Annotated in this window: 26 protein-coding genes and 2 rRNA genes; 19 read left to right on the top strand and 9 right to left on the bottom strand. The window is 52.6% G+C overall.

The genetic code is table 11. The annotated features are described in order from the left end of the window. Together L2731_RS14640 and rrf are read left to right on the top strand one after the other, a co-directional pair. Positions 1 to 90, top strand: a 23S ribosomal RNA gene (locus L2731_RS14640); the annotation flags it as partial. A gap of 229 nt (positions 91 to 319) precedes the next feature. Continuing rightward, positions 320 to 435, top strand: a 5S ribosomal RNA gene (gene rrf, locus L2731_RS14635). A 627-nt stretch (positions 436 to 1062) separates the two neighbouring features. Here the strand turns inward: rrf and L2731_RS14630 are convergent. After that, the gene (locus L2731_RS14630; protein WP_249253896.1) at positions 1063 to 1845 is read right to left on the bottom strand and encodes a DUF2057 domain-containing protein; all 783 of its coding nucleotides are present in this window, start codon (positions 1843 to 1845) and stop codon (positions 1063 to 1065) included. Positions 1846 to 2009: 164 nt separating this feature from the next. On the opposite strand from L2731_RS14630, the gene L2731_RS14625 reads away from it, so the two are divergent. Both L2731_RS14625 and corA read left to right on the top strand, forming a co-directional pair. Next, a complete protein-coding gene (locus tag L2731_RS14625; RefSeq protein ID WP_249253894.1) occupies positions 2010 to 2378 on the top strand; it encodes a hypothetical protein in 369 nt (122 codons plus the stop codon). Between the two features lie 160 nt (positions 2379 to 2538). After that, positions 2539 to 3486 carry a magnesium/cobalt transporter CorA gene (gene corA, locus L2731_RS14620; protein ID WP_041510922.1) on the top strand — a complete coding sequence of 316 codons (948 nt, stop codon included), beginning with the start codon at positions 2539 to 2541 and terminating at the stop codon, positions 3484 to 3486. A 71-nt stretch (positions 3487 to 3557) separates the two neighbouring features. Here the strand turns inward: corA and L2731_RS14615 are convergent, their stop codons facing one another. After that, on the bottom strand, positions 3558 to 3866 hold the full coding sequence (locus L2731_RS14615) for a DUF3135 domain-containing protein (RefSeq protein WP_041510923.1): 309 nt from the start codon (positions 3864 to 3866) through the stop codon (positions 3558 to 3560). An 89-nt stretch (positions 3867 to 3955) separates the two neighbouring features. Continuing rightward, the gene (locus L2731_RS14610; RefSeq protein ID WP_249253892.1) at positions 3956 to 5221 is read right to left on the bottom strand and encodes a cyclic di-GMP phosphodiesterase; all 1266 of its coding nucleotides are present in this window, start codon (positions 5219 to 5221) and stop codon (positions 3956 to 3958) included. A 120-nt stretch (positions 5222 to 5341) separates the two neighbouring features. Here L2731_RS14610 and L2731_RS14605 point away from each other — a divergent pair, with 120 nt between their 5' ends. Next, positions 5342 to 6037, top strand: coding sequence for a 2OG-Fe(II) oxygenase (locus L2731_RS14605; RefSeq protein WP_249253890.1), 696 nt, complete (start codon positions 5342 to 5344; stop codon positions 6035 to 6037). On the opposite strand, the gene L2731_RS14600 is transcribed toward L2731_RS14605, so the two are convergent. Together L2731_RS14600 and L2731_RS14595 are read right to left on the bottom strand one after the other, a co-directional pair. Further along, positions 6034 to 7383, bottom strand: coding sequence for an ATP-binding protein (locus L2731_RS14600; protein ID WP_249253888.1), 1350 nt, complete (start codon positions 7381 to 7383; stop codon positions 6034 to 6036). The genes L2731_RS14605 and L2731_RS14600 overlap by 4 nt on opposite strands. Next, a complete protein-coding gene (locus tag L2731_RS14595; protein ID WP_239850990.1) occupies positions 7374 to 8048 on the bottom strand; it encodes a response regulator in 675 nt (224 codons plus the stop codon). Before L2731_RS14595 ends, L2731_RS14600 begins: the two co-directional genes overlap by 10 nt. Positions 8049 to 8288: 240 nt before the next feature. Here L2731_RS14595 and L2731_RS14590 point away from each other — a divergent pair, with 240 nt between their 5' ends. Genes L2731_RS14590 through L2731_RS14580 form a run of 3 tightly spaced genes read left to right on the top strand, consistent with a single transcriptional unit; the run spans position 8289 to position 11329 of the window. Then, a complete protein-coding gene (locus tag L2731_RS14590) occupies positions 8289 to 9143 on the top strand; it encodes a putative selenate ABC transporter substrate-binding protein (RefSeq protein WP_249253886.1) in 855 nt (284 codons plus the stop codon). 4 nt (positions 9144 to 9147) lie between these two features. Further along, on the top strand, positions 9148 to 9822 hold the full coding sequence (locus L2731_RS14585; RefSeq protein WP_249253884.1) for an ATP-binding cassette domain-containing protein: 675 nt from the start codon (positions 9148 to 9150) through the stop codon (positions 9820 to 9822). Beyond that, positions 9815 to 11329, top strand: coding sequence for a PhnE/PtxC family ABC transporter permease (locus tag L2731_RS14580; protein ID WP_249253882.1), 1515 nt, complete (start codon positions 9815 to 9817; stop codon positions 11327 to 11329). Before L2731_RS14585 ends, L2731_RS14580 begins: the two co-directional genes overlap by 8 nt. Here L2731_RS14580 and L2731_RS14575 read toward each other — a convergent pair. Further along, positions 11326 to 11604 carry a hypothetical protein gene (locus L2731_RS14575; protein WP_346429480.1) on the bottom strand — a complete coding sequence of 93 codons (279 nt, stop codon included), beginning with the start codon at positions 11602 to 11604 and terminating at the stop codon, positions 11326 to 11328. The genes L2731_RS14580 and L2731_RS14575 overlap by 4 nt on opposite strands. Before the next feature lie 150 nt (positions 11605 to 11754). Beyond that, positions 11755 to 12534, bottom strand: a complete 780-nt coding sequence (locus L2731_RS14570) for a hypothetical protein (RefSeq protein ID WP_249253880.1) — start codon at positions 12532 to 12534, stop codon at positions 11755 to 11757. A 452-nt stretch (positions 12535 to 12986) separates the two neighbouring features. Between L2731_RS14570 and L2731_RS14565 the strand changes: the two genes are divergently transcribed. Then, positions 12987 to 14609 carry a sensor histidine kinase gene (locus L2731_RS14565; RefSeq protein ID WP_249253878.1) on the top strand — a complete coding sequence of 541 codons (1623 nt, stop codon included), beginning with the start codon at positions 12987 to 12989 and terminating at the stop codon, positions 14607 to 14609. Continuing rightward, positions 14609 to 15961, top strand: coding sequence for a sigma-54-dependent transcriptional regulator (locus L2731_RS14560; RefSeq protein WP_415837100.1), 1353 nt, complete (start codon positions 14609 to 14611; stop codon positions 15959 to 15961). The genes L2731_RS14565 and L2731_RS14560 overlap by 1 nt, the downstream gene beginning before the upstream one ends. Before the next feature lie 32 nt (positions 15962 to 15993). Here L2731_RS14560 and L2731_RS14555 read toward each other — a convergent pair whose 3' ends face one another. Both L2731_RS14555 and L2731_RS14550 read right to left on the bottom strand, forming a co-directional pair. Further along, a complete protein-coding gene (locus L2731_RS14555; protein WP_249253876.1) occupies positions 15994 to 16434 on the bottom strand; it encodes a protein disulfide oxidoreductase in 441 nt (146 codons plus the stop codon). A gap of 155 nt (positions 16435 to 16589) precedes the next feature. Further along, positions 16590 to 17183: an acyl carrier protein phosphodiesterase gene (locus tag L2731_RS14550; RefSeq protein WP_239850973.1), complete on the bottom strand. Its 594-nt coding sequence runs from the start codon at positions 17181 to 17183 to the stop codon at positions 16590 to 16592. Between the two features lie 195 nt (positions 17184 to 17378). Here L2731_RS14550 and L2731_RS14545 point away from each other — a divergent pair, with 195 nt between their 5' ends. From L2731_RS14545 to L2731_RS14505, 9 genes are all read left to right on the top strand, one after another. Continuing rightward, the gene (locus L2731_RS14545; RefSeq protein WP_162484110.1) at positions 17379 to 17522 is read left to right on the top strand and encodes a hypothetical protein; all 144 of its coding nucleotides are present in this window, start codon (positions 17379 to 17381) and stop codon (positions 17520 to 17522) included. A gap of 71 nt (positions 17523 to 17593) precedes the next feature. Continuing rightward, entirely contained in the window at positions 17594 to 18631 is a 1038-nt protein-coding gene (gene queA / locus L2731_RS14540) for a tRNA preQ1(34) S-adenosylmethionine ribosyltransferase-isomerase QueA (RefSeq protein WP_249253874.1), read from the top strand. A 168-nt stretch (positions 18632 to 18799) separates the two neighbouring features. Next, on the top strand, positions 18800 to 19924 hold the full coding sequence (tgt, locus tag L2731_RS14535) for a tRNA guanosine(34) transglycosylase Tgt (protein ID WP_041510937.1): 1125 nt from the start codon (positions 18800 to 18802) through the stop codon (positions 19922 to 19924). Between the two features lie 27 nt (positions 19925 to 19951). Then, positions 19952 to 20284, top strand: coding sequence for a preprotein translocase subunit YajC (yajC, locus tag L2731_RS14530; RefSeq protein WP_033539156.1), 333 nt, complete (start codon positions 19952 to 19954; stop codon positions 20282 to 20284). A gap of 39 nt (positions 20285 to 20323) precedes the next feature. Beyond that, a complete protein-coding gene (secD, locus tag L2731_RS14525) occupies positions 20324 to 22174 on the top strand; it encodes a protein translocase subunit SecD (protein ID WP_249253872.1) in 1851 nt (616 codons plus the stop codon). A 13-nt stretch (positions 22175 to 22187) separates the two neighbouring features. Continuing rightward, positions 22188 to 23135, top strand: coding sequence for a protein translocase subunit SecF (gene secF, locus L2731_RS14520; RefSeq protein WP_239850967.1), 948 nt, complete (start codon positions 22188 to 22190; stop codon positions 23133 to 23135). Positions 23136 to 23471: 336 nt separating this feature from the next. Beyond that, positions 23472 to 23789, top strand: coding sequence for a putative signal transducing protein (locus tag L2731_RS14515; protein WP_041510940.1), 318 nt, complete (start codon positions 23472 to 23474; stop codon positions 23787 to 23789). Between the two features lie 70 nt (positions 23790 to 23859). Beyond that, on the top strand, positions 23860 to 24771 hold the full coding sequence (locus L2731_RS14510) for a precorrin-2 dehydrogenase/sirohydrochlorin ferrochelatase family protein (RefSeq protein WP_249253870.1): 912 nt from the start codon (positions 23860 to 23862) through the stop codon (positions 24769 to 24771). A 68-nt stretch (positions 24772 to 24839) separates the two neighbouring features. After that, on the top strand, positions 24840 to 25379 hold the full coding sequence (locus L2731_RS14505; RefSeq protein WP_249253868.1) for a YaeQ family protein: 540 nt from the start codon (positions 24840 to 24842) through the stop codon (positions 25377 to 25379). Positions 25380 to 25476: the final 97 nt, after the last annotated feature.

Genomic DNA, 25476 nt, shown 5'->3' with positions numbered 1-25476 from the left:
CGTCCGAGACTAGGACGTTGATAGGCAGGGTGTGTAAGCGTTGTGAGGCGTTGAGCTAACCTGTACTAATGACTCGTGAGGCTTAACCATACAACCCAAAAGGGTTTCGTAAGATGGTTACTGAATCAAAAGAATACAAAGTACTTGATTGAAGTGCGAACTCAAACAGCTTTCTAAATTTATTATTTCGGTTAATTACGCAGGTAATTGTTTGGCTGACAAAGCCGTAACGAAGCGAAGCGCGGAGTGTACTAGAGTACATGAGCACTGCAGCGAGGAAACAATGCCGTCAGACGAAGAATTAACCAGTAAGAATTTGTCTGGAAACCATAGCATTGTGGCCCCACCTGATCCCATCCCGAACTCAGAAGTGAAACGCAATCGCGCCGATGGTAGTGTGGGGTCTCCCCATGTGAGAGTAGGTCATTTCCAGACGCCTAATAAAGCAAAAAGCCCTAGCCTAAAACGCTAGGGCTTTTTGCTTTCTACGCTCTGCGAAAGTGCTACTTCACACGCAGCACACAGCCACTTACGCAGTGTGGCAGTTTATTGTTCCATTCATAAACTGCATTTCCGCCATCCATGGCGGTCAGGCCCTCAGCTCGCAGCCATCCATCAAGCTTCGCATGATAAGCGGATGCCTTTCGACCCCATGTGAGATTGGGTGAGCTAGTATTTGGCCATGACAGACGCCTTTTCTCTTTATTCATTAGACCCTCGGTTCGCAGCATAGCTGCTTCGCGCTCCAGTCATCCATCAAGCTTCGCTTGATAAACGGATGTCTTACGCTCCTATGTGAGGTAAGTATTGTAGCAATATCTGATTTTTCCGCGAAACTGGTCATGATAGGTGCTACTTTGGGTTTGGCTTTTAGAAGAGTGAAGACTAAACAACTGTGAAAAGCCACCTTATTCAGGTGGCTTTCTTGCGTTTAGGTGTACTCGCTTAGACCTGAGCTGATAGTTAACGGGTGGTTAGATCAGGTCAGGTTGGGGCAGCTTAGCTTTCAGTTAGCATATCTGAAGATTAACACGTTAAGTTCAATCTGCTATTGCTGTGAGGTTAGTGGCCATTTCTCTGTTCTTTTTCAATCAGACCTAAACGCTTTTTAAAAGCTTCTCTGGTGGCTTCATCTGCTTGTTCGTACCAAAAGTCTAACATCTGGCCCACATTGATCTGATCGCGGCGTGACGTGCCTGTTTGAGTTACAGGCTGAGTGCTTGGTTGACTAGTTGCCTGGCCAACAGGCTGAGCGCCCTGTGGCGCAGTGGTTTGCTGCGCTGTCAAGGTCGTGGAGGCCGCCGCAGGACTTGCCGTGCCGCTTGAGGTACTGGTCGAGGCTCTGGTTGAGGTGTTAGGTGCCATCTGGACCAGCTGATTGACCGCTATGGCCGCAACGCCTTGGCCCATGTTGTAGGCCTTTATCTCTTCGCTGTAATCGCGGCCTATCTGAATTCCATCCTTGAGCAACTTATCTATCTTGTAAGCGACCTTATTGCCTTGAGTATCCGTGATACTGACTTGGGGGGCGTCATTAAATTTTTCAGCTGATCTAGGTGAGTTGATTTTAGGTAGGGTGACGCGGTAGTGATTGTTCTCGCCCAAGAAGGTGACGATGAGGGTCTCTGAGGTGAAGCGCTTCTGTTGGCCAAATTCGCGGTAGCTGGCGCGGGCATTAAAGGCCAGCTGCTGTTGACCATTTTGTGAGATCAGCCGATGGCTGCTGATATCCTTACCGTTAAGAAGCAGTGGCTCGGCGCTATCGGGTAGGGTGATGGTGACTTCGGCGTGCGCTTGTACAAATAATAGCGGGATCAGGAATAGGCAATGGATTAAAGATTTCATGGTAAACCGAGAAAAGAGTAATTTACCTGTGTTATAGCACCTCGCAGCCCAGTTGGACAACTTTACAGGTGGCCGTTAGGCTTTTTGAGCATCCTGGGGGATGGGTTACAGTAATTTGCAAACTAAGGCCCTACAATGGTGGGAATTAATTCCAGGAGCGTAGCGTGTTAACTAAAATTTTAGTGACTCTGTTAGTGATTGCCGGCGCAATCGCCTATCTTCGTAAGCCCAAGGTGGCAAGTCAACCCACTGCCAGTCAGTTGGGGCAACGAATCGTGTTTAAGTATCTCTCCTTTGGTATTGCGGCCCTGGCGCTCCTGGGAAGTGGCGCCTATTGGTATTGGTCCTGGCAAGAGGGGAATCAGGTGGTTTATGTCACCATTATCTCGCCAGCCGCGGCTTCGAAGGAGGTCTATCAGGTGCGTAAACGCGAATTAGAGACTGATGCCTTTACTACAGTAGATGGCCTAAAGGTGCGATTGTCGACTCAAGAGCGAATTGTGATTGCCGATACCCCGCCAAATATGAGGTAGGCTCTCTTTTTGACGGCTAAACTTTTATTTTGGTTATATTCCCTTCATTAGCAGTCAATTAGGCTGTTCAATGGCGTGTTATTCGGTAGAATAACGCCAAATTATACCCTGCGCTTGGATGTGGTAAGTTTTCATCTAAGTGTCTTTTTCAGGAGGTCCTATGATCACGGCTTATGTCTTTCAAGCGAATAAGTTATCCATTGTCGAGTTGAATATTCGAGACAGTGTTCCCGAGGGGACCTTATGGCTAGATCTCTACAAACCTGAAGATGACGAACGTGAATGGCTGAGGGGCTATTCGGCAGAGGAACTGCCGGACGAGGAAGATATTAACGAAATTGAGGCCTCGGCACGTTTCTATCAAAACAAGGACGGCTTGCACATCAACTCCCTGTTCCCCCAGCGTGTGGGGCAGGACGTAAAAGGGGTGAACGTTTCCTTTAACCTGCGCCCCCAGTTTCTGGTGACCCTCAGGGAAGACGATGTAGGGCTGATCCGACTACTGCGTAACTATTTGCGTCTAGGCCGCTTAGAGGTGCAGACGCCGCAGGCGCTCTTCCTAGAACTGTTCAACCTCAAGGTGGATTATCTCTCGGATCTCATCGAAGATGTCTATTCAGTGCTCGACAACGTGGGCGAGCAGGTGTTTCAGAGTGACGAGCTGGACGATGTCTTTAAGCTTATCACCTTGCAGGAAGACTCTAACGGTAAGATCCGCCTGAGTTTGCTCGATACCCAGCGCTCTCTTCGTTATATGCAGCGTTATTATCGTGGCAAGTTGACCGAGGAAGATCTTAAAGATCTACGGGAGATGTTGTCGGATATCGAGTCTCTGATGCCGCACAGTCAGTTTATTTTCGATAAGTTAAACTTCTTGCTCGATGCGGCCATGGGTTTCAGTGGCCTGCAGCAAAACAAGATCATCAAGATCTTCTCGGTTGCGGCGGTGATCTTCCTGCCTCCTACTGTGATTGCCAGCGCCTACGGGATGAACTTTACCAATATGCCTGAGCTCGAATGGCAATGGGGTTATCCGATGGCGATCATGATGATGATTGGTAGTGCGGCCTCGACCTATTTCTTCTTTAAACGCAAAGGCTGGCTCTAAGTTTAGGCTAGTTGTTACGGCTTAGCTTGGACTAAGTCTCACGCCTCATACTTCAAGCCTCATGCTCTAGGCTATTTACCTGGATAACAGAGCACCTTGGCTCTGTTTTCCGTGTAAAGGTCGGGCTGATTGATCACCTGGTTTAAGGCGATGAATTTATCGTTCATCAGCTGCAGCGCCATATAGCTGCGGGCGTAAGGCGTGGCGCAGCGCGATAGCTTGAACTCGAGGTGATGGCGAATGGTTTCCAGCTGGGCTCGGTTGTTGGCATTGGCCTCGTTGATCAAGGCCTTGTTGAGGTTTTTCTGCAGGGTAGCCAGTTGCTGCGGCGCGTGCTGCGCCAGCCATTTCAGGCTGTCGAAATCGGGTAGCTCTACCATACTCTTTCCCCTTAGCGCATAAACACCATAATGCAAGGCCAGTATTCTAATTTTAGTCTGGCCTGCGGAGAAAGACAGTCAGGCGTGCTTTAAGCCTTCTTATCGCCACCGAAGAAATAACTGACGCGCTCTCTGGGGCTCAGATATTTGAAGATCTTTTCAGGTAGAGCCGAGGGGGCGATACACCTGACGATAGTGAGTCCTTCGCTCTCCAGATCCACGATAGGCGCCTGCTCTTTAGGCACTAAGGCATCGTATACCAAGATCCGTGGGAAGAGGATTTTCTCGAGGTTCACCGCCATCACCATGGCATATTGTCCGCTGGAAAGCTCCACCACACTGCCAGGCGGATAGACGCCGAGCATCTTGATGAGCTTACCTATTGCCTCCTGATTGAGCCGCTCCTTGTAGTTTTTATACAGGTAGCCCAGCGCTGCATAGGGAGTTCGAGCCTTCACCTGTCCCTCTGGGTGGCAGAGCTGATCGTAGAGATTTACCGCGGCAACCAGCTGGGTCGGCAGGCTGATCTGTTCCGCCTTCAAGCCCCTAGGATAGCCGCTACCATCGAGAAATTCGTGATGATCTCTGACGATTGGCGCCGCATCTTCGGGGAAGTTATTGGCCAGCTTCAACAGTTCTATCCCCATGGCCGGGTGTTGCCTGATGAAGTTAAGTTCGGGCTGGGTGAGCGGCGTCTTCTTGCGTAGCAGCTGGGGTGGGATCTTGAGCTTGCCCGTGTCATGGAACAGGGCGCCCATACCGACCGCCTCGATATCCTCTCTTGGCCAATCCAGCTCCTTGGCGATCATCATGGAGAGCACCGCCACGTTGAGGGAGTGATAGTAGATCCCGTCGCTGTCTTTGGCGTCGCTCATCAGGTGCAGTACAAGGTTGTCAGAGTTGAGCAGCTCTTCGGTGATGCTGTTGATCAGCTCCTTGGCGTCGGAAATGGCGTTAAGCGGGCGATTTCTCAGCTTGGCTACTAGGTTACGCATCATGGCGACCGAGCGGTCAAATTCCTGCTCGGTTTTCTTGAGATCGCGCCTGAGTTTCTTGAGGTGCTCGATACGCTCTTGCTTATTTTGATTCATCTGCTGACTGAGCTGTGTCAGGTCGTTTTCATCTCGAAAGCTGGGGGCATCGTAGGCATCTTCTTTGCCCAGTGGCGGCGCGCTGCTCTTGTCCAGGTCGACAAACACATACTCGATACCGAGTTTTTTGATCAGTTCGATCTGAGCTTCTTGCTTGAGTCTAAAGGAATTAAATAGAAAGGGATGGTCTTTCCAGGAGACAGGTAATCTAACAAAGTTGCCGATTTGTAGTTGGTTTGTTTTTACCTTACAGCTTCTGCTCATGTGTCTTTACGTTTGCCTTGAGTTGCGCGTTATTTTATCTGAACCAGCTGGCTTTACAATTACTTAAGCTATGTGTCAGCATAGTTACATCACAAATTTATCTAAATTAGCGAGTTGTACATGGATTTCATCGAAGTCTACCCCAATGCCATCCCGGATGAACTGTGCGATCGTCTCATGGAGACCGTCAACACACATCCTGGTGTCATTGATGGTATTACGGGTCATGGTGTTGACCTGGAAAAGAAAATTAGCCGGGACATAACCATGGATAACTTTCAGGAGTTACTGCCACTGAGAAACGAACTCCTTAATTATACGCTAAAACACAGCGCGCAATATTTTGAAAAATATGCCCTGGGGTTGATGGGAGCTGTGGCGGTCACTCTGGCGGACGAACAGGGTAAGCCACAGACGCTGACCCCAGACAACTTCGATACCCTGGGAAGGCACAGGGTACAGCCTTTGGTGCAGTACCTGTATCGCAGCGGCACCATTAATATTCAACACTACCAGCAGGGCAAGGGGGGCTATCCCCATTGGCACTCTGAGCAATTCCCCCAGATGGGACACAATGAGGCGCTGCACAGGGTCGTGCTTTATATGTTTTATCTAAACGATGTGGAAGAGGGCGGTGAAACCGAGTTCTTCTATCAGCAGCGTAAGATTAAGCCGAAGAAGGGCACCATGGTGATTGCGCCGGCAGGCTTCACTCACAGTCACAGGGGCAATATGCCCATCAGTGGCGATAAGTATATCGCCACCTCCTGGGTGATGTTTAACCGCGCCGAGAAGCTTTACGCCCCTGTGGGTTAAAGCGGGATCTTGATGGTGAACCTCGCCCCTTCGAGGGATGAGGTATCTATGCTGAGGCTGCCGTTGTAACTGGAGACGATTTCGTTACAGACGGCAAGTCCTATGCCTTGGCCAGCCTTCTGAGTGTCGGCGCGCACGCCGCGCTCAATGATACGTTGACGAATGGCCTCGGGTACCCCCGGGCCGTCATCTTCCACGATCAAGATAAACTCGCTGTTATCGCCGTAATGGGCGGTGACCGCTACCTTGCTGATACATAGCTTGAAGGCGTTCTCCATCAGGTTACCACACAGCTCCATCAGATCCCCTTTGTCGCCGGGGAACACCTGATCATCCGGAATATCGGCGCTAAATTGGATCTGCTTGTCACGGTAGACCTTAAACAACATCTGCGATAGCTGGTCGATCAGCGGCGCGACCAGGGTCTGTTCTTGCTTAAGTCCCTTGCGCCCCAGCATGGCGCGCTTGAGCTGATACTTGACCAAGTGATCCATTTGGCTGACCTGCTCCATGATCTTCTCGCTGGCGCCCGCCTTACTCAAACTCTGGTCGTCTGTAATGGCGTGCACCGCCGCCAGGCGCGTCTTCAGGCTGTGGGCCAGGTCATTCATGGCATTTTGGTATCGCTCTTGCTGCGCGCTCGACTGCACCAGCAGCTGGTTAAGTGCCTGGGTGACACCTTCGAGCTCTACTGGATAATCCTCCGAGAGCGCCTTGGCCTTACCGCTGCTGACCTGTTGTAGTTCGTTACGCATACGAACCAGAGGTCGCATCCCCCAGTAACCTGCGCTGATCAATAGCACCAGGGCCAGGGCCAAGATCATGCCTAAACGCCAGTAGGTGCGGCGGCTGAACTTGTCGAACTCCTGTTCCAGCTTCTGGGCATCCTTCATCACCAAGAGGTTGTATTTGTGCTTGGCGATCTCCACCGACAGCAGATAGACGAAGTAGTTTTTACTGTCTGCGAGGTTGAGGTAGTAGGGCGGTGAGTCGAAGCGTATCTCGTTGAAGCGCTCACAAGTGTCGAACAGGCCGCGATCCACGGCTAGGGAGGAGGTCCACACCTGTTTGAACTCCTCATCACAGCTGGCGATGATATATTTTTGGGGGGTGTTGTTCTCCTCCAGCCACTCAGAGGTTTCGGGGATCAGGTCGTGCTCCCTCAGTTCGGCGGCCACCTTGGGAATCTCGGCGATAAGCTCGGCGGTCTCCTCGTTATAGCTATTTTGGGCGTATAACAAATTGACCAGCCAGGCCAGGCCGAAGCCCACCAGGGCGATGATGGAGAGTGAGGTGAGAAACATCCGCGTGAGCAAACGTTGCTTGGGCTTAAACCTTATTTGCATGGCAGATTAAACTTGTAGCCTTGACCACGAATGGTGGCGATGGGGTTTTCCAGGCCACCCTTGGAGAGTTTCTTGCGTAGGCGGCTCACCATCACCTCTATGGTGTTGGGATCACCCTCCTTATCGCCATAGATCACGTCCAGTAGTCGCTGTTTGGCGACCACCTCGTGACAGTGGCGCATCAGGTATTCCAGAATCTGATATTCGAAGGCCGTAACTTCCATCGGGCTCTGATCCAGTGTGACCTGCTTAGCGGCCAGATCCAGCTCCAGGGGGCCACTGGTGATCTGCGGTTTGACGAAGCCTGCACTGCGGCGCACCAAGGCGTCTAGTCTAGCGACCAGTTCCTCTTTCTGGAAGGGCTTTACCAGGTAGTCGTCGGCGCCGGCGTTTAGCCCCTCGACCTTATCCTGCCAGTTGACCCGGGCGGTCAGGATGAGGATGGGTGCCTTGAGATCTGCCTTACGTAGCGATTGGATCAGGGCAATACCATCCTGATCCGGCAGACCCAGGTCGATGATGGCGATGTCTATGGGGTAGTTAGTCGCCTGATAAAAGCCCTCTTTGGCGGTCAGGGCAACCTGAACCTGGTTGCCTAATTCACTCAGCTGTACCTTGAGGTGGTGGGACAGGAGGGGATCATCTTCAACGACCAAAATTCTCATATGTTTTGCCTATCGTTTATTTGTGTTCTCGCTTAGTTAGCCGGTTGGGCAATTGTTAACCAAGCGGAGGACGTTTTATAAAACATTACTTTATAATAGGTTAGCTTAACAGGGACTGACTCATCTTCAAACAGGCTTTAGTCGTTAGCATTTTGTGAGCAATAGGGGCTTCTTGTACCTGTTAATTTGCCTGTCAAATGGTTAGAATCCGGTTAATTTTATACTCTATTAGGCCTGGATATGTCCTTCGCTAAAATTTTACCCCTGATCTTTACCTGTCTGTTTGTGCCGGCGACCTTGGCCGAGACCTTTACCTTTACCGCGATTCCGGATGAAAACGAGAGTCAGCTCAAGACACGCTTTAACAAGGTGGCTAAGTACCTGGAGGCCGAGCTAGGCGTTGAGGTGAACTATGTGCCGGTGAAATCATACGCCGCAGCCGTAACGGCATTTCGTAATAATCAGGTGCAGTTGGCCTGGTTTGGCGGCCTATCTGGGGTGCAGGCAAGACGCCTGGTACCAGGCTCACAGGCCATCGCTCAGGGCTATGAAGATCAATATTTTAAGAGCTTCTTTATCGCCAATGCCTCGACGCCGCTCGAGCAATCAAGCAACTTTCCTAACCTGAACGGTTATACCTTTACCTTTGGTTCGAAAGGTTCTACCTCTGGTCGCCTGATGCCGCAGTTTTATATTGAGCGTAATATGGGCAAACAGGTGAAGGATATCTTTACCCGAATCGGTTTCTCTGGCGATCATAGCCGCACCATAGCCCAGGTAGAGGCCGGTGCCTATCAGGTGGGCGCGGTAAACTATAAGGTGTGGGAAACGGCTGTAGCCAACGGCACTGTCGATACCAGCAAGGTAAAGGTTATCTGGGAAACACCTGCCTATCCAGACTATCAGTGGACGGTACGTGCCGATGCCGATCAGCGCTTCGGTGATGGCTTTACCGAGAAGTTGACCAAGGCCCTGCTAGAGATGAAAGATCCAGATCTACTGGCCAGCTTCCCGCGTCAGTCGTTTGTTGAGGCCGATAACGCAGACTACGAGCCAATCGAGTCTGTGGCGACGGCGATCGGCCTGTTAGACTAATTCTGTGCTTCACATAGCATCACTCTCCCTGAGTTATCGCGAGACTCGGGTCATCGACGATCTCGACTTGTCGATTAAGCAGGGAGAGTCTTTAGCCATAGTCGGCCCCTCGGGAGCGGGTAAGTCGACGCTGCTCGGCTATATCTATCAGCAGCTTAAACAAGATGCTGCCCTGTGCAGTCAGTCCCAAGGTTTGGTCGATGCCCTGAGCGTGTTTCATAACGTCTATATGGGCGCTTTGGCCAGGCACTCTTCTGCCTATAACCTATTGAATCTCGCCTGGCCAATGGCGGCGAGACGTGAAGAGGTGGCCAGGCTGTGTGCTGAGCTGTACCTCGAGGCGCCGCTGCAAAAAACTGTCTCTTCACTATCCGGTGGCCAGCGCCAACGGGTTGCCCTGGCACGGGCACTCTATCAGGAAAAACCGACCTTCATCGGCGATGAGTCATTCTCCGCCCTGGACCCAGTGATGGCTCAGCGCCTGCTTAGCCTGGTCAAGGCGCGCCATGAGACGGTTATCATGGTGCTGCACGATAGTGAGCTGGCACTGAAACATTTCGATCGCATAATAGGGCTTAGCGAGGGCAAGTTAGTGCTCGATAAGCCTGCGAGTGAACTCGATGGTGAGCAACTGTCCCACTTCTTCGATACCCAAATGGCGACCACTCAAGATGTTTAAGTTTGTCGGTCCCTGGCAGCGGCTGACATTAGGCCTCTGGCTGCTGGTTGGTGTCAGCCTGTTGTTTGTCGATATCGAGATCATTAGCCTGGATCCCTGGGGCGAGTTGCTGCGCATGGGGCAGGGGCTGCTGAGGCCAGATTTCTTCGCGACCGAATCACTGGTTAATGCCCTTTGGCAGACGGTGAGTTTCGCCTTACTCGGTGTGACCTTGGGTTTACTGCTTGGATCGCCTTTGGCGCTGGTTTATCGCTCGCCTTTGGTGGCGGGCGTCTGCGCCATGGTGCGGGGGATCCATGAGATCTTCTGGGCACTGCTCTTCCTGCAAGTCTTTGGCCTGTCGCCGTTAACTGGCGTGCTGGCGATCGCCTTACCCTATGGCGCGACCTTTGCCCGGGTCTTCCATGACATATTGCAACAGGCGCCGGGAACCACCAGGGAAACGCTGCCCTTTGGCTGTGACAGGTTGAGCGCTTATTGTTACGGTAAGCTAGGCCACGTGCTGCCTTTGATGCTGGCCTACGTACGTTATCGTTTCGAGTGTGCCCTGCGCAGCAGCGCCGTATTGGGCTTTATTGGTATGCCGACGCTCGGCTTCTACCTAGAGACTGCATTTCGCCAGGGCAAGTATCATGAGGGGGCGGCGCTGCTCATCCTCTTCGTGGTTTTGATTGGCACCATCCCGCTCTGGTCGCGTCGCCGTCTGCTGCCGCTCTATCTGTTGGCTGCGCTGTTGACCTTGCCTAAGATGACAGGCGTCGATCTGCAGCTGGTCTGGCAGTTCTTAACCTTCGATATTCTCCCCCCAGGTATCCGCGAGCTGCTCCATGGTCAGCAGAACCTGACACAAGGGCTTACCCGATTTGCCAGCTGGTGGCAGCGCCTGACCTTTGAGCAGGCTTTACCCGGTGTGGGGGCGACCTTGGTACTGGCGGTAAGCGCATTGGGACTGACTCATCTGCTTGCACTGCTTGGGCATCGTTTCACCAGCATGCATAGCCGCAGTAAGTATTCTATGCCCTTAGGACAGCTCTTGCTGCTGATCATGCGCTCCATGCCTGAGTATATTCTGGCATTTATCTTCATGATGCTGTGCGGCCCCTCGATGTTGCCTGCAATGCTAGCCTTGGGGCTGCACAACGGCGCCCTGATCGCCTACTTGCTGACGCGCCAGGATAGGCTGATCACACCAAGCGCCCTGTATCAGCGCCGCAGCGATCACTATGGTTATGAGGTGTTGCCGCGAATCTATCCGAACCTGATGTCGCTGCTCTTCTATCGCTTCGAGGTGATCTTGCGGGAAACCGCGATCTTTGGGGTGCTGGGGATAATGACCCTAGGCTTCTATATAGATAGTGCCTTTAGTGAGATACGCTACAACAACGCCTTCTACCTGCTTTTGGTGACGGCACTGCTTAACGTCTTGGTCGATGCGCTGGCGCGGCAAACGCTGGCCAAGCGCCTGTCTCAAGGGATGGCGGTCGGCCAGGTATCCTGTGTGGTCTAGCGCTTCGCCTGTCGCAGGCGTTGTACGCCCTGACAGCAGTAAGAGGCCAAGAGGGTAAACAGGGTCACCGCTGACATGATAAAGGCAAGCCTTACCCAAGGGGCATCCATCGAGATGCGCATCTGTACATAATCAAAACCGCTCAAACCCCAGACGAAGATGGCGCTTAAGATAAGCACCAGCTGTAGGCTGCGGGTGATGGCCACATGGCGAATAAATAGGAGTAGTGGCGCCGCGATGAAAGCTGCGCTGATCAGCGTTTGGCCGAAGCGCATAAAATGGGCCCCCAGAAGTGCAAAAGCGAGAAAGATGATAAGAATGCGCCACCACATGATAATTGCCTCGAATTGTAGAGTGAATAAACAGCTTGGTGGCAGATTACCTTGGGGCGGTGGCGTATTCTATCGCGTTGTTCACATTTTCATTTATTTGCGATCATCATTGTTTAGGGCCTGTTGAAGTTTGCGTTTTTGGGCGTCACTTAACTTGCCGCTTTCGATCAGATGGAGCAGCTCTTCGACGTCAGCCTCGTCACCGTCACTTCTGATCACGATGAACTCTCGCTCGCCGTCTCCATGATATTTCATTTCGATCTCCGCTATCTCGGTGGCGATTTCGGCGATATCGTCCGATAGCAGCTCGATGTCGTGATTAAATTCGCCATCATGGGCGTCGATGATCACCTCAAAGTCTCGGGCTTTCGCCTCAAGTTCAGCGGCTTTGCGTTCCATTTCGGCTCTTTTTGCCGCCATTTCTGCACTTTTGGCTGCTACTTTAACTTCTATCTTGGCGATATGTTTGGCCAGTTCAGCCTCTTTCTTGGCCATCTTCTTGGAGAGCGCGTCCATCCTCGCCTGATCGGCCTCAGACAGTTTATCGTGTCGCAGGTAATGGTAGTGGTGTTCGTCACCGTTGATCTGTTTGAGCAGGCGTACCATCTTATCTTGGGTCTCTCGAGGGAGCTTGGCGAGCTTCTGATGGATGAGTTGCTCGTCTTTCATCTCCTCTTGACTGAAGCTGTAGTTGTGCTGTTTCCCTTCGAGCTCCAAGGTCAGCTTAGTGGCGTCACCGCCATCCTGAATCAATTTGGCATTGATTTGGCTATCATTAAAATCGATTTGGCGTAGGTCGGTGGGCACCGCAGCCAAGGTAAATGACAGTAGCGCAGAGCAGGCGATGAGCGAAGTTAGTTTATTGAGTTTCATGGTTTTTCCTTCCATAGTGATGAATGATTTCCCTATGCCTTGCTAAGGCCGTGCCAAATTGACGAAATCCAGGCTAGATAAGGAGTTGCGAAACTTTAGCCATGAAGACAGAGATATTGTTCCCTAGCGGTTTACCCTCAAATGGGTCATGGCATTCCTGATATGGGGAAATCTATCGAGCGATACTGTTACCTCGGTGCTAACTATACTGCTACTTCGGTGCTAAGGAAGGTGCGAACAAGTCCCATTTGTGCTCTGCATCGGCTTTACAGACCCGTAAGCCTTGCGCTACTAAAGAGAAGGCCACGAGGACTTATTGGCAACTTGCCTAATAGAGTGATCCACAAGGGGTTTCATCTTGGTACTGTTTTTGTATAACCTGAGGGGCAGGCACGCGACGATTTATCTTCGATGGTGCCAATGCGGCGTTTTCACCGAAACTTGAGGGCTCTATGTCGATTAAAGGTTATCTGTTTGTGCTGTTTGGCGCGCTTATTCTGATATTGGGTGGCAGCCAGCTGCTGATCTCCCATTTCTATAAGGCGCAGCTACAGAGCGAGTTGAGTGAGCGCTCGAGGGACCTGTCGCAAAACCTGGTAAAGGTGCTGATCGATAACGTGGGCAGCGAACAGGAGTTCGTGGTGCAGTTCGATGAGGCGGCGATGCAGGCGTCAGTCGAGGATGCAGAGGCGCTCAGGCAGGAGTTTGAGCAGGATATCGAATCGGTTTCCGAGGCGATCGCGCAGCTCAGCGAAGAGGTGGTGCAAATGGAGATGGAGGCGGACGAGGCCTCTGCCGAGCAGAAAGCCTTCTTCCGTGCCAAACTAGCCGCCAAGCAGCAGGAGCTGAGGGACCATCTCAATGCCATGATGGCCTACGAAAGAGAGCTTAAGCAGCGCCAGAAAGCGAGTATTGCCGAGGCGAAGAGAGAGGCCGCCGATGAGTATCGTCGACGTTTACATGAAGCGGTGAGTCAGATAGAGATAGACGCCAATAGCTGGCTGGATAAGGGCAACGTGGCCATCATAGACGCACCTATCTCGCCTACCACACCGGAGAAGGGCAGAGTCGCCGTGGAGTTTGCCCACGATATCAATCTCCCCAATCAGGAGACTAACGAGCAGTTGGAACGCTTCAGCGAGTCCATGATAGGGGCGATTTTGATGAGCTCCTTGGTCGGGTTGTTGCTGGTTTATATGCTCAGTCATGTGATCAGTGCGCCGCTGTCGGCCCTCGCGCAGGGGCACAAGAAGTTGGGACAGGGGGATCTTGGTTATCAGGTGGATGAGCGTGGCGTCAAAGAGCTGAAGAGCATACTCAATGGCTTTAATAAGATGAGTCACCAGCTTGCCTCATTAAGCGAGCAGAAGAAACAGATGGCGCAGCAAAAACAGCTGGCCGAACTGGGTGAGGTGACCCGGGGAATAGCCCACAGCCTGCGTAATCCCCTGCATACCCTGGGGCTCTTGTCTGAGGCCGCCGCTCAGTCGGCATCTATGGATGATGCCAACAAGTTGCTTAGCCAGATGCAGCAGAAGATCGCCATGATGGATAAGAGCATTCAATCTTTGCTGACACTGTCGAGCACCCAGGTGAATCGCCAGTCATGGGTGCCATTGGCGGCGACGGTTCAAGATATCTTGCTGGAACTGTCGATCAACGGTAGCAAGCCCAGCATCGCCTTTCACTGTGACAATGTCGCTCTCAAGGTGCAGGGAGCCGAGTCTGAGATCCGTAGCATCTTGCATGCCGTGGTAATAAATGCGGTGGAGGCGACCCCGGACACGGGCCGTATCGATCTGACTCTGGCGGAAGATGATGAGAGTTATATCTTAAAGGTGGCCGATACAGGTAAGGGAATTAGCCCCGAGGTGCGTGATAAGCTGGCGCAGCCCCATGTGACCACCAAGGCTGAGGGGACCGGCATGGGGATCTATATCGCCGAGCGGTTGCTCCAAGGCCATTATGGTGGACGCATCACCTTTGCGGATAATCCAGGGGGAGGCGCCCTGGTGACCCTCTATTTCGCCAAACCTATTTCAGATGAATCTAAGCCCCAGACAGAGGAAGTATGATGGAGCAGCCTAAGTTGCATATTTTGGTGGTTGAGGATGAGCCGGATCAAAGAGCCTTAATCGTGCAGATGTTAGCGGCAAACCAGTATCAGGTGGAGAGCGCCGATAGCGTCGAGCAGGCGATTGTGATGATTAAGGCGTCCGCGCCGGATCTGGTGTTCTCCGACTGGAAGCTGGGACAATTGACCGGCATGGACCTGCTCAACTATGTGCGCCGTGAACACCCCGACATGGGCTTTATCATCGCTACCGCCTACGGCACCATCACCCATGCGGTGGACGCCATGCAGGCGGGCGCCGACGATTATCTGGCTAAGCCCTATCAGCGTCAGAGCCTCTTGCTGGCCATAGAGAAAGTAGCCAAGTCTATCGCCCTGAAGCGGCAGAACCGCCGCCTCTCCTCTGAGCTATCGCAGCAGCAGGAGCTGGTGGGGCTGGTGGGGCGCTCCGCCCAGATGCAGAAGGTGTATCAGAGGGTGCAGCGGGTGAGTGCCACCGACGCGACCGTGCTCATCGGCGGCGAGAGTGGCACGGGCAAGGAGCTGGCGGCGCGGGCGCTGTATCAGCTGTCGGGCCGCAGCCATAAGCCCTTTATCGCCATCAACTGTGGTGCCATTCCCGAATCTTTGGCCGAGGCTGAGTTATTCGGGGCCGAGAAGGGAGCCTATACGGGCGCTAATACCCAGAAGATAGGCAAGCTAGAGGCGGCCGATGGCGGCACTGTCTTTCTCGATGAGATAGGCGAACTGCCTCTACTGCAGCAGACCAAGCTGCTGCGTTTTCTACAGGAGGGGGTGATCTCTCGCCTCGGGCAGAACAGTGAGATAAAGCTAGATGTCAGGGTGATCGCCGCGACCCATAGAGATCTGCAGCAGGAGGTGGCCGAGGGGCGTTTTCGTGAGGATCTCTATTATCGCCTCAATGTCGTCCCCATTCATATGCCGGCCCTGCGGGAGCGTCAAGAGGATATCGGCCGTCTGGTGGAACATTTTCTTAAGCTGCATGCCAATCAATACGGTGTGGACGTGCCCAAGCTGAGCCGGGATACCCTCAAGGCGCTGCTTGATTACAGCTGGCCGGGCAATGTGCGTGAGTTGGCTAACCGTATCGAGCGTTTCGTCTTGCTCACAGATGAAGAGGAGATGGTGCATGAGCTTAACGCGGCGCCGCGGCCGCTTGATACGGCTCGCTTTGTCTTGCCTGACGAGGGTATCGAGTGGGAGAGCTTCGAGAAGGATTGTCTGCGCCAGGCCTTGAGCCGCTTCGAGGGCAATCGTACCAAGGCGGCGAAATGTTTGGGCCTGAGCTACAAGGCGTTTCTCTATCGCCTGGAGAAATACCAGCTGGTTTAGCTTATCTATGCCCCGTCGGCCTTGGCGGCAGGTCACCAGCTGGCGAGCAACAGCCTGAGTCTCATGCCCCAGCTGCTGGTGGCACCAGAGGTCTTAAAGCGGATCTGCCCCTGTCTGTCGATGATATAGATGGCGGGAAATACGCTGGCACCCCAGTCCTGGTGTAGTGCTTCTCTATCACTTATGACGGCAAACTGATAGCCATGCTCTGCCATGAATTGGTTGATCTCGTTATCTGAGCCTGAGGCGACGGCAATGCTGATCACCCTGTGTTCATTGGCCACGCTATTGACCATGGGGGAGGTGACACGGCATATCGGGCACCAGGTGCCCCAGAAATAGACCAGGGTAACCTCACCTTGCTCGAGTGTGACCGGATGGCCTTGGGTGGTGATGCCGCGTAGGGGGGGCGCCTCGCCCGATATCATATTACGCTGCTGGTAGCTGAGCAGGGCAAAGGCAAATAGTGCCACAAGGGCTGCGTCTCTGAGATAGCGGTATCTTTTGCGCCTGGGGTTCAGGTAAGGCGCCAGGTGGCTTAACGGGCGGCTTACCACTCTTTTGAATAGCGAAGACACAGTTACTGGCCTTTAGTTTGGCATTGAGCCTGTGAACTAGACATGGCGGACTAGAGATATTCGGGTGGTGTCTGGCGAGTCCAGATGCGGCTATAGGCCATCAGCTGCGGATAGAAGGTGCGAAAGGCTATTTCTATCTCGGTATCCATCCGCTTCACAGTGTCGATGGCGCCATCAAAAATTTCCGGCTTGGAGACGCGGCGGCTCACCGCCTTGATGGTCTGATTCAGTCCTTCACGGCTCTCATAGGCGATAAGCCAGTTTTCCTGCTGCATGCGCATTATGATATCGCTCAGTTTGCCCGGTAGTTCCTCGGCGCTGCTGAGCGCCTGATAGGCCTGCTGGGCAAAGTCGGGCAGCGGCAGGTGATGATACTCTTCCCAATATTTTGCCAACATATGGTCAAAAGACAGATCGATCAGTATCGGCGCGGCGCGTTGCAGCGTCTTAGGAAATGCGGCCTTGAGTTCCTTGGTGAGTTCGTGGCTATCGGTAAGTGTATCTATCTGCCTGTGCAGCCAGATCCCCTGTTGCAGGGCTTTGGGATGATCGGCGATATTACCCTTGGCAAAATCACCGGCGAGATTAGCGGCGAGATTGGTTTTACTGTTATCTGCCAGGTGCAGATGAGCCAAAAAGTTCATTAGATAAAGTTTAATTGCTTTGTTAATTCACGCTTTTCACGTTATCATGCCCAAAGGTGTGATGAAACCTTTATCTGACGCGGCGTTATCTTTAACGGACCGTATGCCTGGATACTGGGATCAACAGGATGTGCACCTAGCACCCTTCATATTAATTATCGGTTTAAAGGATCATGGATGATGTGGAACTGGTTAATGAAACGTCTAGGCAAAAAATCTTCCTCTCAACGGCGTCGGGTCGAGGTCGATATTCCCTTCGAACAGCACAGTTACCGTAAAGCCAGCTTCGATCTGCAAGCCAATATTGCCGTGGCTGACAAGGAGAAGAAGGCCAGCTAAGCCCTGTGTCTTGATCTTATCATCATCAGCCAATAGACTAGCGGCCGATTTATGCTAAGCAGAGACAGACTATGCGCGTTGCCGATTTTTCTTTCGATCTTCCCGATGAGTTGATCGCCCGTTATCCCATGCCTAATCGCACGGCGTCCCGACTATTGACACTCGATGGTAATAGCGGCGCGGTAGCAGACAGGCAATTTACCGATATCCTAGAGATGGTTAACCCCGGCGATCTCATGGTGTTCAACAACACCAGAGTGATCCCGGCGCGCGTCTTCGGTCAGAAACAAACCGGCGGTAAGCTGGAGATCTTGGTCGAGCGTATGCTGGACGACAAGCGTATTCTGGCCCATGTGCGCAGCTCCAAGTCACCTAAGCCCGGCACCATCATCTGCTTAGATGGCGGCTATGAGATGACCATGCTCGCCCGTCATGATACTTTGTTTGAACTTGAGCTCAATAGCGAGTCCATCATACTCGAGGTGCTCGAAGAGGTCGGCCATATGCCACTGCCACCCTATATCGACCGTCCCGATGAGGATGCCGATAAGGAGCGCTACCAGACAGTCTATAACCAGAACCCTGGCGCGGTGGCTGCACCGACGGCGGGTCTGCACTTTGACGATGCCCTGCTCGCCGCGCTGAAAGAGAAAGGAGTAAATGTTGCCTTCGTGACCCTGCATGTGGGCGCGGGCACCTTCCAGCCGGTCAGAGTCGACAGTATCTTAGATCACAAGATGCACTCTGAGTGGGCCGAGGTGCCTCAGGACGTGGTGGACCAGATCAAAGCCACTAAGGCGGCGGGTAATCGTGTCATCGCCGTGGGCACAACCTCGGTACGCTCGCTTGAAAGCGCGGCCAAGGCCAGCGAAGGGGAGCTTAAGGCCTACAGCAGCGACACAGACATCTTTATCTACCCAGGCTATGAGTTTCAGATTGTCGACGCCATGGTGACTAACTTCCACCTGCCGGAATCGACCCTCATCATGTTGATCAGTGCCTTTGCTGGCTTCGATGAGGTGAAAAACGCCTATCAGCACGCGATTGCACAAAAATACCGCTTTTTCAGCTATGGCGATGCCATGTTTGTGACTAAAAAAGCGATCTAAGCGATGATTTTGCTTTAAAATACCCACCCACACTTGAGGTGGGTATTTTTTTAGAGATTTTTGCTGATGAGGGTTGATACTCAGTTGTTTGCCCTTATCTCTATTGTTCAGCTGTGTCTGTTTTAATGGCACGAAGAGAGTCAGACTGTTTCTCTGGCGAGGTTAAAAATGAAATTTGAATTAGATACAACCGATGGCCGCGCGCGTCGTGGTCGCTTAGTGTTCGAACGCGGTACGGTAGAGACCCCGGCATTCATGCCTGTGGGCACCTACGGTACGGTTAAAGGGATGACGCCAGAAGAAGTGCGCGCCACGGGCGCCGATATTCTGCTGGGGAACACCTTTCACCTTTGGTTACGTCCTGGTGAAGAGATCATGCGCAAGCATGGCGATCTGCATGACTTCATGAATTGGCAGCGTCCAATTCTGACCGATTCGGGTGGATTCCAGGTATTTAGTCTCGGCGATATTCGTAAAATCACTGAAGAGGGCGTGCACTTCCGCTCGCCAATTAACGGCGAAAAGATCTTCATGGACGCGGAAAAGTCGATGCAGATCCAATACTCGCTGGGCTCAGATGTCGTGATGATCTTCGACGAATGTACGCCATACCCGGCGACCCACGACGAGGCACGTAAATCGATGCAGATGTCGCTGCGTTGGGCACAGCGTTCACGCGATGAGTTCGACCGTCTGGAAAACCCTAACTCGCTGTTCGGGATTATTCAGGGCAGCGTGTATGAAGACCTGCGCGATGAGAGCCTTAAAGGCTTGTTAGAGATAGGATTCGACGGTTATGCCGTCGGCGGCCTGGCGGTTGGTGAGCCTAAGGAAGATATGCACCGCATTCTGGAGCATGTCTGCCCGCAGATCCCGGCCGATAAGCCGCGTTACTTGATGGGGGTAGGTAAACCGGAGGATCTCGTTGAGGGGGTACGTAGAGGGGTCGATATGTTCGATTGCGTCATGCCGACTCGTAACGCGCGCAACGGTCACCTGTTTACCAGTGAAGGGGTTATCAAGATCCGCAATGCGCGTCATCGTGATGATACTTCACCACTCGATGCTAAGTGTGATTGCTACACCTGTAAGAACTACTCACGGGCGTATCTGTACCACTTAGATCGTTGTAATGAAATTTTAGGAGCACGTTTAAACACCATTCACAACTTGCGTTATTACCAAATGTTGATGGAAGGTTTGCGTGGCGCTATCGAGACAGGTACATTAGACGCCTTTGTTGAGGAGTTCTATACCAGTCAAGGTCGCGAAGTTCCTAAGTTATCCGATTAATTTTACTGCTAATAAGAAGAGAGAAATATGTTCATTTCAAATGCATACGCAGCCGATGCGCCGGTAAATGGTGCGGGTGGTACCATGGAACTGGTTTTCATGCTGGTCATTTTTGGTTTGATCTTTTACTTCATGATTTTCCGTCCGCAATCTAAGCGTGTAAAGGAACATAAGAACCTGATGAGCTCGCTGAGCAAGGGTGATGAAGTGCTCACTAGTGGTGGGATCCTGGGTAAGATCGCCAAGATCAGCGATGACAACGATTACGTGTTGCTGACGATCAACGAAACCTCAGAAATCACAATCAAGAAGGATTACATAGCGGCTGTTTTGCCTAAAGGGTCTATTAAGTCACTTTAAGTTGAAAGTTAAGTCACTTTAAGCCAAGAGGGCGATGGTGTGTTAAATAAATACCCAATGTGGAAGAACCTGATGGTGGCGTTGATCATCACCGTCGGTGCCTTCTACGCAATACCAAATTTATTTGGTGAAGATCACGCGGTGCAGGTCGTGGCCACACGTGGCGCGGAAGTTAATGCTTCGACTCAGAGTGAAGTCACTGACATCCTGTCGGCGAAAGGCATCGCGGTGAAGCGTTCAGAGTTGGAAAACGGTCAGCTATTGGTACGTGTAGCCGATGCGGACCAGCAACTGCTGGCGAAAGAAGCAATTGCCGAGGTACTCGGCGACAAATATATCGTGGCGCTTAACCTGGCACCGGCTACGCCTCAGTGGCTGGAGTCTATGGGTGGTAGCCCGATGAAGCTGGGTCTGGACCTTCGTGGTGGTGTGCACTTCCTGATGGAAGTGGACATGAGCGAGGCGATCCGCAAGATGACAGAAGCAAAAATTGCCGACTTCAGAACCGATCTTCGTGGTGAAAAAATTCGTTATGCGGGTATTCGCAATACCCCTAAAGGGATTGAGATCAAGTTTCGTGATGCCGAGAATTTAGCCAAGGCGGAACGATTCCTCAAGAGCCGCACTAACGAGATGGTGTTCGTCGATGCGTCGTCAGGCAGCGATTTCATGCTGCTGGCGAACATGAGCGAGATCTACCTCAAGCAAGTGAAAGAGGAAGCGCTGCAGCAGAACATCACCACTTTGCGTAACCGTGTGAACGAGTTGGGTGTTGCCGAGCCTGTGGTTCAGCGCCAAGGTGCGGAGCGCATCATCGTCGAATTGCCGGGTGTTCAAGACACGGCCCGTGCCAAGGATATCCTGGGTGCGACTGCATCTATCGAATTCCACATGGTTGATGAGAAGGCCGATGCGGCGGCGATTGCAGCTGGTCGCGTGTCTCCAGGTTCGCAGATCTATGATCGCCGCGAGGGCGGTAAAGTGGCCCTGCATAAAGAGGTGATGCTCACCGGTGACCATATCCAGGGCGCACAGCCAAGTTTCGACGAGTACAGCCGTCCTCAGGTGTCTATTAACCTAGACTCTAAGGGGGGCTCTATCTTCTCGAACGTGACCAAGGACAACATCGGTAAGCCGATGGCGACCCTGTTCATCGAGTATAAGGATAACGGCGCCAAGAACCCTGACGGCAGCGTGAAGATGGATAAGATCGAAGAGGTGATTTCGGTCGCGACCATCCAGGCGCGTCTGGGCCGCAACTTCGTGATCACCGGGCTTGACCACTCTGAAGCGCAAAACCTGGCTCTCTTGCTACGTGCGGGAGCCCTGATCGCGCCTGTCTCTATTGTTGAAGAGCGCACCATTGGTCCTAGCCTGGGTGCCGAGAACATCGATAACGGTCTGCAGGCGATGATCTGGGGTATGGCGGTCGTGTTGATCTTCATGCTGGTCTACTACCGTGGCTTTGGTCTTATCGCTAACCTGGCGCTGACGGCTAACCTAGTGATGGTGGTTGGGGTGATGTCAATGATCCCTGGCGCCGTGCTAACGTTGCCGGGTATCGCAGGTATGGTATTGACAGTCGGTATGGCGGTTGATGGTAACGTACTGATTTACGAGCGTATTCGTGAGGAACTTCGAGCGGGACGCAGCGTACAACAGGCGATTCATGAAGGTTATGGCAACGCGTTTTCAACCATTGCCGATGCCAACATCACCACCTTTATGACGGCCTTGATCCTGTTTGCCGTGGGTACGGGCGCCGTGAAAGGCTTCGCCGTGACCCTGATGATAGGTATCGCGACCTCTATGTTCACCGCCATCGTGGGTACTCGCTCGATAGTTAACGCTATCTGGGGCGGTAAGCGCGTGAAGAAACTGTCTATTTAAGGGGAAGTTGACCATGTTCCAGATTTTATCAATTAAAGGCACGATCAACTTCCTGCGTCACGCCGTGGCCATTAGTGCGCTATCACTTGTCTTGGTGGTCGGCTCACTAGCTTCTCTGGCCGTGAATGGGATTAACTGGGGACTTGATTTCACCGGCGGTACCGTCGTTGAGATGGAGTTTAAAAACCCTGTCGATCTTAATAAGCTGCGCGGCGCCCTGACCTCTGATGAGACTGACGGTGCCGTGGTGCAGAACTTCGGTTCGAGCCGTGACGTGCTGATCCGTCTGCCAGTGAAAGAGGGCGTGAAGAGCGACCTGCAAGTCGAGCATGTGATGCAGGCTGCGTCTCAGGTTGATCCTAGCGTGACCCAGAAGCGTGTCGAGTTTGTTGGTCCTCAGGTGGGTAAAGAGCTTGCTGAGCAGGGCGGCCTGGCCGTCTTGGTGGCGCTGATCTGTATCCTTATCTACGTCTCTTTCCGTTTCGAATGGCGCCTGGCGCTGGGTTCGGTAGCGGCGTTGGCGCACGACGTGATCATCACCCTAGGTGTGTTCTCTCTGTTCCAGCTGGAGTTTGACCTGACCGTCCTGGCCGGTGTGCTGACGGTGGTGGGTTACTCACTCAACGATACTATCGTTGTGTTTGACCGTATCCGTGAGAACTTCCTCAAGATGCGTAAGGGCACTCCAGAAGATGTGGTGAACAACTCTATCACCCAAACCATGAGCCGTACCATCATTACCACGGGCACGACCCTGGTGGTGGTTGTGGCCCTGTTCCTCAAGGGCGGTACCATGATCCACGGCTTCGCAACAGCCTTGCTGATGGGTATTTTCGTGGGTACTTTCTCTTCTATCTATGTGGCGAGTTTCCTGGCGGTTAAGCTGGGGATCAATCGCGAGCATATGATGCCAGTAGAGATCGAGAAAGAGGGCGCGGATCAGGAAGCGCTGATGCCATAGGGCACAGATTGCCTGATATGTGTTATGAAAAAGCCACGGTTACGTGGCTTTTTTATTGCCAAATTGGCCGGATCCCGACTCGACAATTGGTCAGTTTTAAGGCTAGGATGTTGAGCGAATATACCAATCACAGTAAATATGTGATCAGAAATAGCGCAGGAAAAACGCTTGAGAACAAAGCAGGATTTTTAGATAAGTAGTTATTCTACAATTAAAAATACTAATACAGTTATCGAGCGTTGTAACAAGCTAGAACGATTAATTATTTATTACGATTGGTATTAATCAATACACCTGATAATTTGCCAAAAAGAGCAAGCGTTGTAGGGGATAAAGATGGAAGAGCGCAGTAAGTTGGTGGCCGGTGGTAACTTGTTACAGGCCCATGCTTGGAAAGGGATGTTGGAGGCCTGCGGTATTGGGGTCGAACTGCGAGGCGAGGCCTTGCTAGGTGGTATCGGTGAGTTGCCGGTTGACTTACAGGATGTCGAGCTGTGGGTCGCAGAGTCTCAGTATGAGGCGGCCAGGGCGCAGCTTGAGACCCTAAATAGCGAGAGTCCCAAGTGGCAGTGCGTTAAGTGTCACGAGATAAACGAAGGTAACTTTGAACTCTGCTGGCATTGCAGCGCCGAGCGCAGCGAGCAGCTCAGCTAGTAGTGCTTGCCGCTGACTTAGGCTTACTTTACTCTTGTCTTATTCTTAGTCGAGACAAGTCATTTAGATAATGCAATATTTTCCCATTTTCGCTCAGGCCGATGGGCTGAAGATCCTGATGATAGGCGCAGGCATTGTCGCCAGCCGTAAACTTGAGTTGCTGAGCCGCACTCAGGCCCACATTCGGGTGATCGCCCCGGATGTCTGCGACGCCGTGATGGCCATGGCTAATCAGGGGCTGATCGCCCTGGAACAGAGATTCGCCGAACTCGACGATCTTGAAGGGATAGATCTGCTCTACATGGCGACCAGTGACGAGCCTCTCAATCGTCAGTTTGCCCTGCAGGCCAAGGCGCAGGGGCTCTGGGTCAATGTGGTCGATGCCCCCAAACTCTGTAACTTCATCACCCCCGCCATCGTCGACAGGGGCCGCTTACAGGTCGCCATCAGCACCAGTGGCGCCGCCCCCGTGTTTGCCCGCGAGCTTAGGGCGCGTTTGGAGACCTGGCTGCCAGCATCCCTGAGCGGGCTGTTTGATTTCATCGCCGAGAAACGCACCGAAGTTCAAGACCGTCTGCCGGCGTTTGAACAGCGCAAGCTGTTCTGGGAGCAGTTTTTCCGCCTCAATGGCGACAGGTTCGATGAGCGTACTGACAATTATTTCGAGCAGGCGTTCGATACCCTATCGACCAGTGGCGAACTCTTGCTGCTCGATGCCCACACCTCAATCGATCTGCTGCCTCTGGCCGCCGTGCCTATGATGCAGCGTCTCGACTGGCTCTGTAGTGACTTAGCGCTGCCAGAGCGTCTGTCTGAGTTGGTGCGCCGCGACGCCGGACGTCAGCCCGTGTTACCGCTCAGTGAGTTGGCAGCCAGATTAGACAAGGGCGAGCGGGTGATGGTCTACGCCGAAGCCGAGACCATAGCCCAGCTGGTGGCCCATTTCCCCATGGCGAAACACCTGCGCCCGGGTGCACTATAACGCTTCTCTTGCTCAAAGGGCGCCTAATTAGGGTAAACTAGGCGCTTTATTCTTAACGACTGAGCATTATGGCGCCCAAAGCAACCGTTTATAAAGTGCAGCTGCAGATTGCCGACATGGATCGTGGCTACTACCAGGATCATTCCCTCACTATTTCACAACACCCGTCTGAAACCGATGCCCGCATGATGGTCAGGCTGCTCGCCTTTGCCCTGAATGCCAGCGACACCCTGGCCTTTAGCAAGGGACTGTGCGTCGAAGGCGAGCCCGAGCTGTGGCAGAAATCCTTAAGCGACGAGATAGAGCTGTGGATCGAGTTTGGTCAGAGCGATGAGAAGTGGCTGAGAAAGGCCAGCAGCCGCGCCGATAGGGTGTTGCTCTATACCTATGGCGGCCGCGCCGTGCCTATCTGGTGGCAGCAAAATGAGCAGGCGCTCAGCCGTTATCAGAACCTTGCGGTGTGGAACCTGCCCGAAGAGCAGGTGAAGGCGATGGGCGAGATGGTCAGTCGCAACATGAGCCTGCAATATAATATCAGCGAGGGCGAGGTGTGGCTCTCCAACGATAGCGGCAGTGTACATATTATCCCTGAGCAGCTAAAGGGATAAAACGCTCAGGCGTATAGCGCTAAAACGATTGGTGTTGTGAGCGTCACAGATACCGGCATAAAAAAACCAGTCTTGCGACTGGTTTTTTACTTTGGGG

This window comes from Shewanella aquimarina (assembly GCF_023349185.1).
GTDB classification, from domain to species: Bacteria; Pseudomonadota; Gammaproteobacteria; order Enterobacterales; family Shewanellaceae; genus Shewanella; species Shewanella aquimarina.
Note: the sequence above shows the minus strand (reverse complement) of the source record. Positions and strands in the feature narration are given on the sequence as shown.

Bases quoted from the DNA above. Each gene is read 5' to 3' on its own strand.
- L2731_RS14610 (WP_249253892.1), bottom strand. From the start codon at position 5,221: ATGAGCAGAAGCTGTAAGGTAAAAACAAACCAACTACAAATCGGCAAC.
- L2731_RS14575 (WP_346429480.1), bottom strand. From the start codon at position 11,604: ATGCGCTTCGGCCAAACGCTGATCAGCGCAGCTTTCATCGCGGCGCCA.
- L2731_RS14510 (WP_249253870.1), top strand. From the start codon at position 23,860: ATGCAATATTTTCCCATTTTCGCTCAGGCCGATGGGCTGAAGATCCTG.
- secF (WP_239850967.1), top strand. From the start codon at position 22,188: ATGTTCCAGATTTTATCAATTAAAGGCACGATCAACTTCCTGCGTCAC.
- L2731_RS14630 (WP_249253896.1), bottom strand. From the start codon at position 1,845: ATGAAATCTTTAATCCATTGCCTATTCCTGATCCCGCTATTATTTGTA.
- L2731_RS14545 (WP_162484110.1), top strand. From the start codon at position 17,379: ATGAAACGTCTAGGCAAAAAATCTTCCTCTCAACGGCGTCGGGTCGAG.
- L2731_RS14600 (WP_249253888.1), bottom strand. From the start codon at position 7,383: ATGCAAATAAGGTTTAAGCCCAAGCAACGTTTGCTCACGCGGATGTTT.
- L2731_RS14565 (WP_249253878.1), top strand. From the start codon at position 12,987: ATGTCGATTAAAGGTTATCTGTTTGTGCTGTTTGGCGCGCTTATTCTG.
- L2731_RS14580 (WP_249253882.1), top strand. From the start codon at position 9,815: ATGTTTAAGTTTGTCGGTCCCTGGCAGCGGCTGACATTAGGCCTCTGG.
- L2731_RS14505 (WP_249253868.1), top strand. From the start codon at position 24,840: ATGGCGCCCAAAGCAACCGTTTATAAAGTGCAGCTGCAGATTGCCGAC.
- L2731_RS14515 (WP_041510940.1), top strand. From the start codon at position 23,472: ATGGAAGAGCGCAGTAAGTTGGTGGCCGGTGGTAACTTGTTACAGGCC.
- L2731_RS14560 (WP_415837100.1), top strand. From the start codon at position 14,609: ATGGAGCAGCCTAAGTTGCATATTTTGGTGGTTGAGGATGAGCCGGAT.
- L2731_RS14615 (WP_041510923.1), bottom strand. From the start codon at position 3,866: ATGGTAGAGCTACCCGATTTCGACAGCCTGAAATGGCTGGCGCAGCAC.
- corA (WP_041510922.1), top strand. From the start codon at position 2,539: ATGATCACGGCTTATGTCTTTCAAGCGAATAAGTTATCCATTGTCGAG.
- yajC (WP_033539156.1), top strand. From the start codon at position 19,952: ATGTTCATTTCAAATGCATACGCAGCCGATGCGCCGGTAAATGGTGCG.
- L2731_RS14595 (WP_239850990.1), bottom strand. From the start codon at position 8,048: ATGAGAATTTTGGTCGTTGAAGATGATCCCCTCCTGTCCCACCACCTC.
- queA (WP_249253874.1), top strand. From the start codon at position 17,594: ATGCGCGTTGCCGATTTTTCTTTCGATCTTCCCGATGAGTTGATCGCC.
- L2731_RS14570 (WP_249253880.1), bottom strand. From the start codon at position 12,534: ATGAAACTCAATAAACTAACTTCGCTCATCGCCTGCTCTGCGCTACTG.
- L2731_RS14605 (WP_249253890.1), top strand. From the start codon at position 5,342: ATGGATTTCATCGAAGTCTACCCCAATGCCATCCCGGATGAACTGTGC.
- L2731_RS14550 (WP_239850973.1), bottom strand. From the start codon at position 17,183: ATGAACTTTTTGGCTCATCTGCACCTGGCAGATAACAGTAAAACCAAT.
- tgt (WP_041510937.1), top strand. From the start codon at position 18,800: ATGAAATTTGAATTAGATACAACCGATGGCCGCGCGCGTCGTGGTCGC.
- L2731_RS14590 (WP_249253886.1), top strand. From the start codon at position 8,289: ATGTCCTTCGCTAAAATTTTACCCCTGATCTTTACCTGTCTGTTTGTG.